Source organism: Streptomyces sp. 15-116A (genome assembly GCF_025290915.1).
Taxonomy (GTDB): domain Bacteria; phylum Actinomycetota; class Actinomycetes; order Streptomycetales; family Streptomycetaceae; genus Streptomyces.
Genome location: NZ_JAOCQE010000256.1, coordinates 1 through 9,386, shown reverse-complemented (window position 1 = coordinate 9,386; position 9,386 = coordinate 1). Strand labels below are relative to the sequence as shown.

Sequence of the window (9,386 nt, the reverse complement as noted above, 5' to 3'; positions counted from 1 at the left end):
GGAGCGGTGCTGCCCGGCGAACAGCCGCACGGCGAGCCCCGCGCGCGCCATCGCCGTGTGCGGGTCACCGGCCAGCCGGGCCGCCCGCGCTGCGGCAAGCAGCAGCTCCGCCTTGCGGGTCGACTGTCCGCCGATCCCGTCGAGGACCTCGATCGCCGCGTCCGCCTCCGCGAGCGCCTCGGCGGCCAGCCCGGCCGCCATCAGCACGTCGCAGCGACGGATGTTGAGCATGAAGGTGGGCGTGCCGAGCCCCGCGTAGCGCTTCTCCGCCTCGTCGAGCAGCCGCAGCGCGGCGGGCACGTCTCCCGCGCGGAAGGCAGCGAGGCCCCGGCTCTCCACCGCGTCCGCCTTGTCGTGCTCCTGGCCCGTGGTGTCCCACAGCGCCTCGGCCGCTGTGAAGTCGGCGTCCGCCCGCTCCACCGCGCCCAGCGCCAGATGCACCGTCGCCCGCAGGGTCAGCGCCCGGGCCGTCCAGATGACGTCACCGGTCTGCCGCAGCACCGGAATCGCCCGCCGTACGTCCTCCAGCGCCTCCTTGTGATGCCCCAGCACCCACCACGCGTACGCCCTCCGGAACAGCACCCGCGCACGCGTGTGGCCCGTGCCGCGCTCGACGCCCCGCCCGAGCGCGTCCAGGCCCTGCCGGGTGCGCCCCGCGTGCACCAGCGCGACCCCGAGGGTGGCGAGGACGTCCGCCTCCCGCTCGGCCGATTCGGCGCGCGCCGCGAGGTCCCGGGCCCGCCGCAGATGCTTCAGCGCGAGCCGCAGATCGCCGAAGTCCCGCTGCCAGATGCCGATGACCTGATGGGCGATCGAGGCGTGCAGCGGCGCCGGGCGCCCGGCCAGCACGCGTCGTGCCCTGGCCAGGGCCTCGCCCGGGGCGGCGAACACCATCGGCAGCAGTTCCGCCACCGAGTCGTCTCCCGCTGTCACCCCACGGATGGTAGTGCTCCGCAACCGCGGCCCACAGGTTTGACGTTGTATCAAACGGCCGCCTGGCGGCTCTCATTCACGACAAGCCCGGCGGCCGTCGGGGCCGCCGTCGCCCCTGTGGAGGACATCCCATGGCACCACAGCGATTCCGCGAGCAGTTCGCCCAGATCCAGCGCTCGATGCCCGGCGTCCCCCTCGCGATCGGCCCCGACGACGCGGGCGAGTTCCTCTACGAGAAGGGCGTCGTCCTCGCCCGCGACGGCGAGGAGGCCCGCGTCGTCGAGGACACCGTGCGGCAGCACTTCACCGCCTTCGCCGAACTCACCCCGGACCAGGTGCACCGCGTGAGCCCCCAGACCAACCGCTCGGGCATCACCCGCATCCGCGTCGCCGACCCGGGCGAGGGCGACGGCAGCGGCGACCCGGCGGTCGCGGGCGCCCTGCGCGCGCTCACCGCGACGGAGGGCCGCGCCGGACGCCGCCTGATCAGCCGCAATCACGTGGTGCACATCGCCGTCAACGCCTGTCCCGGTGACGAGCCGGTGCCCGTTCCCGCCACCACGCAGTCCAACCCGGCGCCCGCCGAGGGCACTCACGACCCGGAGACCGCCGTCGGTGTCCTCGTCATCGACACCGGGCTCATGCGCGACCACCGCTCCTACCCGCTGCTCGCCCACACGCGCGGCGACACCCAGGTCAAGGAGTGCGACGACGACGGCATCCTCCAGCAGTACTGCGGCCACGGCACGTTCATCGCCGGACTCGTCGCGGCCGTCGCCCCCAACACCGACATCACGGTGCGCGGCACGCTCAACGACGCGGGCGCCATCCTGGAGTCCGAGTTCGGCGACAAACTCTTCGAGGCCGTCGACCGGGACGGCTGGCCCGACGTGATCAGCCTCTCCGCCGGCACCTCCAACGGCCGCACCGACGGACTGCTCGGCATCGACGCCTTCATGGAGGAACTGCGCGAGCAGCGCACCCTGCTGGTCGCGGCCGCCGGCAACAACGCGAGCGCCCTGCCGTTCTGGCCCGCCGCCTACGCCACCCTGCCCGGCTACGAGAACGCCGTCCTGTCCGTGGGCGCACTGCGCGCAGACGGCGAGTTCGGCGCCTGCTTCACCAACCACGGCCCCTGGGTAAGGGCGTACGCCCCCGGCGAGCGGCTCACCAGCGCGCTCACCGGCTTCGACACCCCCGTGCCGTACGTCTACCAGCACTCCACCTACGACGCCTGCCGCTACGGCTTCTCCTACACCTGCACCTGCCAGCACCCGCGCCACACCGGGGTGCTGAGCGAGGAGAGCGGCTCCGGCAAACCGGACCAGGTGATGTTCGAGGGGCTCGCCCAGTGGAGCGGCACCTCCTTCGCGACCCCGATCGCCGTCGGCATGATCGCCGCGCACATGACCGCGCAGGCCGAGACGGACCCGCGCAAGGCCCGGCGGCAACTGCTGGACGCGGTCACCGAGTTCGCGGAGGTACGCGGCGCACACGTCCCCGCGCTGCTGCCCCCGACCTGGCGGCCTGCGCCGGTCGTGCGCCCTTCCGCCCGCCCATGAGGACCGGAACGCTCCCCTCCACGGCGTACGATGACGTGTCGTACACGAGGGGTGGGACCGTGGACCGTAGTGATGTCGGCGTGTTGGTCCAGTCCGCCGCCGGCGGGGACGCGGCGGCCTGGAAGGCGATCGTGGAGGGGCTGGGCCCCCTGGTGTGGTCCGTGGTGCGGGCCCACCGCCTCTCCGACGCGGACGCGCACGAGGTCTGCCAGACCGTGTGGTTCCGCTTCGCCCAGCACCTGGGGCGGCTGAGGGAACCGGACAAGGCGGGCGCCTGGCTGGCCCGCACGGCACGCCACGAGTGCCTGAAGGTGATCAGGAACGCGCGCCGGCTGACGCTCACCGACGATCCCCTGCTGCTGGACCGGGTCAGCGAGGACGGCACGCCCGAACAGTCGCTGCTGGAGGCCGAGGAGGCCGCCTCGCAGAGCGAGCGGGTGCGGCGGCTGTGGCAGGAGTTCGAGGAACTGGGCGAGCGCTGCCGGGAGTTGCTGCGCGTGCTGATCGCCTCGCCGCCGCCCAGCTATCAGGAGGTGTCCGCCGCGCTCGGTATCGCGGTGGGCAGCATCGGGCCCCTGCGCCAGCGCTGCCTGCGCCGGCTGCGGGCCCGGCTCGAGTCACGGGGGACAGTGTGAACGGCATCGACGACGACGCCTTCGACGACGCGTACGACGGCGAACCGAACGGCGACGACAGCGACGACGGCGCCATGGGGCTGCTGGAGGAGGAACTCCGCCGGGCCGCGGCGGTCCTCGACCCGCTGCCGCCCGGGCTGCTCCAGATCGCCGTGGACGCCTACGCCCTGCACGACCTCGACGCCCGCGTGGCCGAGCTGACCTTCGACTCCCTGGTCGACGCGCTGCCCGTACGGGGCGTGACGGACGCGCCCCGCATGCTCACCTTCACCGCGGGCGAGGTGACGCTGGACGTCGAGGTCACGGCTGACGGCCTGCTGGGCCAGCTGCTGCCGCCCGGGGCGGCCGACATCGAGGTCCTGAACGGCCCCCAGCCGGGCACCCAGGTGAGGGCCGACGACATGGGCCGCTTCACGACCGACACGCCGCCGTCCGGCCCGTTCGCCCTTCGCCTGCGCACCGGGTCCGACGTGATCATCACGGAGTGGCTGCGGGCATGAGCGCGTCGTACGACCGGGTCAGCGTGACACCGCGTCGACCAGGACCGCCAGCGCCGAGGCGAGCCTCGTCAGACCCGGCCCGGCGGGACCGCCCGGCTCGGTCATGTACGTGTCGCGGCGGATCTCCACCATCAGCGCGCTGACCTCGGGCCGCTTCCCGTAGAACTCCAGCGGCACGTACGTCCCGGCGAACGGGCTGTCCAGCCCCGTCTCCCCGCACGCGGTGAACGCCCCGCGCGCCGCGTCGAGCAGCGACGCCGGCGTGTGGAAGGAGTCCGTGCCCAGGCACACGGCGGGCCGGGGACCGTCGCCGTGCAGCTCATAGGGGAGCGGCGCGCTGGGATAGGAGTGCACGTCGATGATCACCGCACGCCCTGTAGCGGCGAGCCGGTCCGCGACCACGTCGGTCATGGCCCGCGCGTAGGGCCGGAAGTACCGCTCGATCAGCGGCCCGGGATCGAAGCCGTCGCCCCTCAGCACTCCCTTGTGCGTGGTCCGCGTGTACACCGCCCCCATCCCGACCGCCAGCATCTCCTCCCGCTCGTCCGGAAACCGCTCGGGATCAACGACCAGCCGGGACAGCCGATTCACGAACCGCCACGGCGTGACCCCGGCCGCGGAGGCCGCCGCCTCGGCGATCTCGGCCGTATGCGCATCGGTGATGTGATCCAGCTCCCCCGCCAACTCCCCATCGCTCAGCACGATGCCGCCCCTGACCTCGCCCGGTATCTCCCGCGAGGAGTGCGGCACATGAAGGATCACGGACGAGCCCGCGTCACCGGGAAGAAGCTCGAAGGACTGCGGGACATCGGTCATACGGCCGCTCCAGGGGCGCGAGTCGGGGAAAGGAACGGGCACCCCGTCTCCGCCGGGGCGGAAGACGGGGTGCCCGGTGCCGTGCGAGGGGCCCGCGTCAGCTCAGGGACGCCAGGGCCTCGTTCCACGTGGCGGACGGGCGCATGACCTTGGCGGCCTTGGCCGGGTCCGGCTGGTAGTAGCCGCCGATCTCGGCCGGGCTGCCCTGGACGGCGTTCAGCTCGTCGACGATCTTCTGCTCGTTCGCCGCGAGGGTCTCGGCCAGCGGGGCGAAGGCCTTGGCCAGGTCCGCGTCGTCGGTCTGCTTGGCCAGCTCCTGCGCCCAGTACAGGGACAGGTAGAAGTGGCTGCCGCGGTTGTCGATGCCGCCGACGCGACGGGTCGGGGACTTGTCCTCGTTGAGGAAGGTCGCCGTGGCGCGGTCCAGGGTGTCGGCGAGGACCTGGGCCTTGGCGTTGCCCGTGACCTTCGCGTACTGCTCGAAGGACGGCACCAGGGCGAAGAACTCACCGAGGGAGTCCCAGCGCAGGTAGTTCTCCTTGACCAGCTGCTGGACGTGCTTCGGCGCCGAGCCGCCGGCGCCCGTCTCGAACAGGCCGCCGCCCGCCATCAGCGGCACGACCGACAGCATCTTGGCGCTGGTGCCCAGCTCCAGGATCGGGAACAGGTCGGTGAGGTAGTCGCGCAGCACGTTGCCGGTCACCGAGATGGTGTTCTCGCCGCGGCGGATGCGCTCCACCGACAGCTTCGTCGCCTCGACCGGCGGCAGGATCCGGATGTCCAGACCCTCGGTGTCGTGCTCCGGCAGATACTGCTTGACCTTGGCGATCAGGTTGGCGTCGTGGGCGCGGGTCTCGTCCAGCCAGAACACCGCCGGGTCGCCGGTGGCGCGGGCGCGGGTGACGGCCAGCTTCACCCAGTCGCGGATCGGGGCGTCCTTGGTCTGGCAGGCGCGGAAGATGTCACCGGCGGACACGGTCTGCTCGATGACCACGTTGCCGTTCTGGTCGACCAGACGCACCGTGCCCGTGGTCGGGATCTCGAACGTCTTGTCGTGGCTGCCGTACTCCTCGGCCTTCTGCGCCATCAGGCCGACGTTCGGGACGGAGCCCATGGTGGCCGGGTCGTAGGCGCCGTTGGCACGGCAGTCGTCGATCACGGCCTGGTACACGCCGGAGTACGACGAGTCCGGCAGCACCGCGAGGGTGTCGGCCTCCTGGCCGTCCGGGCCCCACATGTGGCCGGAGGTGCGGATCATCGCCGGCATGGACGCGTCGACGATGACGTCCGACGGGACGTGCAGGTTGGTGATGCCCTTGTCGGAGTCGACCATGGCCAGCGCCGGGCCCTCGGCCAGCTCGGCGTCGAAGGAGGCCTTGATCTCGGCGCCCTCGGGCAAGCTCTCCAGGCCCTTGTAGATGCCGCCCAGACCGTCGTTCGGGGTCAGGCCGGCCGCGGCGAGCTTGTCGCCGTACTGGGCGAACGTCTTCGGGAAGAAGGCGCGCACCACGTGGCCGAAGATGATCGGGTCGGAGACCTTCATCATCGTGGCCTTCAGGTGCACCGAGAACAGCACACCCTCCTGCTTGGCGCGGGCGACCTGCGCGGTGAGGAACTCGCGCAGCGCGGCGACGCGCATCACGGAGGCGTCGACGACCTCGCCCTGCTGCACGGGTACGGACTCGCGCAGCACGGTGGTGGAGCCGTCGTCGCCCTTCAGCTCGATGCGCAGCGCACCGGCCTCCTCGATGACGACCGACTTCTCGGTGGAGCGGAAGTCGTCCACGCCCATCGTCGCCACGTTGGTCTTGGACTCGGCGGTCCAGGCGCCCATGCGGTGCGGGTGGCTCTTGGCGTAGTTCTTCACCGAGGCGGGGGCGCGGCGGTCGGAGTTGCCCTCACGCAGCACCGGGTTCACGGCGGAACCCTTGACCTTGTCGTAGCGGGCGCGGATCTCGCGCTCCTCGTCGGTCTTCGGGTCGTCCGGGTAGTCCGGCAGCGCGTAGCCCTGGCCCTGCAGCTCGGCGATCGCGGCCTTGAGCTGCGGGATCGACGCCGAGATGTTCGGCAGCTTGATGATGTTGGCCGCGGGCGTCTTCGCCAGCTCGCCGAGCTCGGCGAGCGCGTCCGGGATGCGCTGGTCCTCGGTCAGGTACTCCGGGAAGACGGCGATGATGCGCCCGGCCAGCGAGATGTCACGCGTCTCCACGGTGACACCCGCCTGCGAGGCGTACGCCTGGACCACCGGCAGGAAGGAATACGTCGCCAGGGCCGGGGCCTCGTCAGTGTGCGTATAGATGATGGTCGAGTCAGTCACCGGGTGCTCCGCTCCACGTCTGCAACATTGCTCGACATCAAGATATCTCGTGATCGACCTCGGCTCGACAGGGGTCCGCGCCGGATTCCCGGCGATCTTCCGCCACAGCCGCGTACGGGCACGCGCGCCTGGCGGACGATCGCCGTCGTGTCCCTGCTCAGAGCGGCCGGGTGATGGTCACAGCGGCCGGGTGATGGTCATGTCGTCCGGCTCCAGCTCCGTGCCGCGCTGCTGCGGGATCACCACCGTGCCCTGCTGGAGCGCCACCGTCCGCGTCGGCGACGGGATCCGGATGCCCTCCTCGCGGTAGCGGCGGTGCAGGCGCTTGATGAACTCGTGCTTGATCCGGTACTGGTCGCTGAACTCGCCCACGCCCAGGATCACCGTGAACCCGATCCGCGAGTCGCCGAAGGTGTGGAACCGCACCGCCGGCTCGTGCTCCGGCACCGCCCCGGTGATCTCCTTCATCACCTCGGCGACGACCTCCGTCGTCACCCGCTCCACATGCTCCAGGTCGCTGTCGTACGACACCCCGACCTGCACCAGGATCGTCAGCTGCTGCTCGGGGCGCATGAAGTTGGTCATGTTCGTCTTGGCGAGCTGACCGTTGGGGATCACCACGAGGTTGTTGGACAGCTCGCGGACGGTCGTCTGACGCCAGTTGATGTCCTCGACGTACCCCTCCTCGCCGCTGCTCAGCCGGATGTAGTCACCGGGCTGCACGGTCTTGGAGGCGAGGATGTGAATGCCCGCGAAGAGGTTGGCGAGCGTGTCCTGGAGGGCCAGCGCGACCGCGAGACCGCCGACGCCGAGGGCGGTGAGCAGCGGGGCGATGGAGATGCCCAGCGTCTGCAGCGCCACCAGGAAACCGATCGCCAGGACCAGGATCCGGGTGATGTTCATGAAGATCGTCGCGGATCCCGCGACGCCGGAGCGGGACTGGGTCACCGAGCGCACCAGACCGGCCACCACCCGGGCCACCGCCACCGTCGCCGCGAAGATCACCAGCACCGTCAGCACCTGATTGACGGTGTGCTGCACGGTCCGGGTCAGGGGCAGCGCCGCCGCCGCGGACGCCGCACCGCCCGCGACCGCCGCCCACGGCACGATCATGCGCAGCGCGTCCACGATCACGTCGTCGCCGCGCCAGCGGGTGCTCTCCGCGTGCCGGCCGAGCCAGCGCAGCAGCATCCGCAGCAGGAACGCCGCCACCAGGCCCGCGGCGAGCGCGATTCCGGCGTACACCAGGTCGTCCACGGTGAGTTCGCGGGTCACTTCTCACCTCCGCCGAACGCCTGCGCCGACGGCCGTATGTGAAGTCGTGTCACGTCTCGTCACCTGCTCGAATCTCCGGGATGTACGGCGTGCCGGGCCGGACGGGGCCGGGGAGGGGCACGGTCGCTCATCCTGCCGTATCCGGAAGGCCAGTTCGTACCGGCGCCGGTCACACGTCCGAGAACGAACCGTGCCGCGCGACGCTCACACGTCCGAGAAGGAACCATGGCGTCCGGCGCCGGAGGCGAAGCGGGCGGCGCCCTTCAGGCTCTCGGCCAGGACGGCCGACCCGTGCCGGAGTTCGCCGCGCAGGGCGGACGGCTCGTCCAGGCCCTCCTGGCCGAGCACGGAGGCCCGGTCGGCGCGCAGGCAGTCCTGGGGGAACCGGGCGATCCCGGCGGCCAGTTCCTCGGCGGCGGCGCGGGCCTGCCCGACCGGCACCACACGGTTGGCCAGCCCCATCTCGTACGCCTCCGGGGCGGGCACCGGCCGCCCGGTGAGGATCAGGTCCAGCGCGCGGCTCGTGCCGATCAGGCGGGGGAGACGGACCGTACCGCCGTCGATCAGCGGGACGCCCCAGCGGCGGCAGAACACCCCGAACACCGCGTCCTCCTCGGCGACCCGCAGATCGCACCAGAGCGCCAGTTCCAGCCCGCCCGCCACCGCGTGTCCGGCGACCGCCGCGATCACCGGCTTGGACAGCCGCATCCGGGTCGGCCCCATCGGCCCGTCCCCGTCCTCGGCGACCCGGTTGCTCCGCTCGGTGCCGAGCGCCTTGAGGTCCGCGCCCGCGCAGAACGTGCCGCCCTCGCCCCACAGCACCGCCACCCGCGCCTCGTCGTCCGCCTCGAACGCGCGGAAGGCGTCGGCGAGTTCGGCGGCCGTCGGCCCGTCCACCGCGTTGCGCACCTCGGGGCGGGACAGGACGACGGTGGTGACGGGTCCCCGGCGCTCGATCCTGACCGGCATGGCGGTGTGCCCCTCTCCGTAGGCTCAAGGGCGGGCAGCCTACGCTCAGATGACCTTCAGCCGCACCAGCGCCCCCAGCGTCAGCGCGCCCGGCAGCAGCGGCAGCCACACCGTGATGACCCGGAACGCCAAAACCACCGCCGTGGCGACGGCTGCCGCGCCGCCCACCGCCACCAGGGCCACGATCAGCGCCGCCTCCACCGAGCCGAGCCCGCCCGGCGTCGGCACCAGCGCGACCGCGACCGTCGCCGCGAGATACGCCACCGCCATGTGCGCGGGCGGCACCGACAGCCCCAGCGACAGACCGACCAGCACCAGCGCCGCCGCCTGCAAGGCGGGGAAGGCCAGCGCCCCGCCCCACAGCGCCAGCGCCCGCGAC

The 9,386-nt window shown here is 72.0% G+C and carries 9 protein-coding genes; 3 read left to right on the top strand and 6 right to left on the bottom strand.

Annotated features, from left to right (window positions below; genetic code table 11):
• A partial coding sequence (locus N4P33_RS28580) for a tetratricopeptide repeat protein (RefSeq protein WP_260829737.1) occupies positions 1 to 894 on the bottom strand: 894 nt, incomplete at its 3' end.
• A gap of 170 nt (positions 895 to 1,064) precedes the next feature.
• On the opposite strand from N4P33_RS28580, the gene N4P33_RS28575 reads away from it, so the two are divergent.
• From N4P33_RS28575 to N4P33_RS28565, 3 genes are read left to right on the top strand one after another with little or no spacing between them, the layout of a single operon-like run.
• Complete coding sequence (locus tag N4P33_RS28575; RefSeq protein ID WP_260829735.1) at positions 1,065 to 2,495, top strand: S8/S53 family peptidase; 1,431 nt, start codon at positions 1,065 to 1,067, stop codon at positions 2,493 to 2,495.
• A gap of 59 nt (positions 2,496 to 2,554) precedes the next feature.
• Positions 2,555 to 3,130, top strand: a complete 576-nt coding sequence (locus N4P33_RS28570; RefSeq protein ID WP_260829734.1) for an RNA polymerase sigma factor — start codon at positions 2,555 to 2,557, stop codon at positions 3,128 to 3,130.
• On the top strand, positions 3,127 to 3,630 hold the full coding sequence (locus N4P33_RS28565) for a hypothetical protein (protein ID WP_399030276.1): 504 nt from the start codon (positions 3,127 to 3,129) through the stop codon (positions 3,628 to 3,630). Before N4P33_RS28570 ends, N4P33_RS28565 begins: the two co-directional genes overlap by 4 nt.
• Positions 3,631 to 3,648: 18 nt before the next feature.
• On the opposite strand, the gene N4P33_RS28560 is transcribed toward N4P33_RS28565, so the two are convergent.
• The 5 genes from N4P33_RS28560 to N4P33_RS28540 all read right to left on the bottom strand — a co-directional run.
• Entirely contained in the window at positions 3,649 to 4,446 is a 798-nt protein-coding gene (locus tag N4P33_RS28560) for an N-formylglutamate amidohydrolase (protein ID WP_260829733.1), read from the bottom strand.
• Positions 4,447 to 4,543: 97 nt separating this feature from the next.
• Complete coding sequence (locus N4P33_RS28555) at positions 4,544 to 6,763, bottom strand: NADP-dependent isocitrate dehydrogenase (protein WP_260829732.1); 2,220 nt, start codon at positions 6,761 to 6,763, stop codon at positions 4,544 to 4,546.
• A 177-nt stretch (positions 6,764 to 6,940) separates the two neighbouring features.
• Positions 6,941 to 8,038 (bottom strand): mechanosensitive ion channel family protein, encoded by a 1,098-nt coding sequence (locus N4P33_RS28550; protein ID WP_260829731.1) that lies wholly within the window; start codon positions 8,036 to 8,038, stop codon positions 6,941 to 6,943.
• A 204-nt stretch (positions 8,039 to 8,242) separates the two neighbouring features.
• Positions 8,243 to 9,007: a crotonase/enoyl-CoA hydratase family protein gene (locus N4P33_RS28545; RefSeq protein ID WP_260829730.1), complete on the bottom strand. Its 765-nt coding sequence runs from the start codon at positions 9,005 to 9,007 to the stop codon at positions 8,243 to 8,245.
• Between the two features lie 45 nt (positions 9,008 to 9,052).
• On the bottom strand, positions 9,053 to 9,386 hold a 334-nt coding region (locus N4P33_RS28540), incomplete at its 5' end, for a lysylphosphatidylglycerol synthase domain-containing protein (RefSeq protein ID WP_260829729.1).

Coding starts and splice junctions, on each gene's coding strand:
- N4P33_RS28545 (WP_260829730.1), bottom strand. CDS start 9,007: ATGCCGGTCAGGATCGAGCGCCGGGGACCCGTCACCACCGTCGTCCTG.
- N4P33_RS28575 (WP_260829735.1), top strand. CDS start 1,065: ATGGCACCACAGCGATTCCGCGAGCAGTTCGCCCAGATCCAGCGCTCG.
- N4P33_RS28560 (WP_260829733.1), bottom strand. CDS start 4,446: ATGACCGATGTCCCGCAGTCCTTCGAGCTTCTTCCCGGTGACGCGGGC.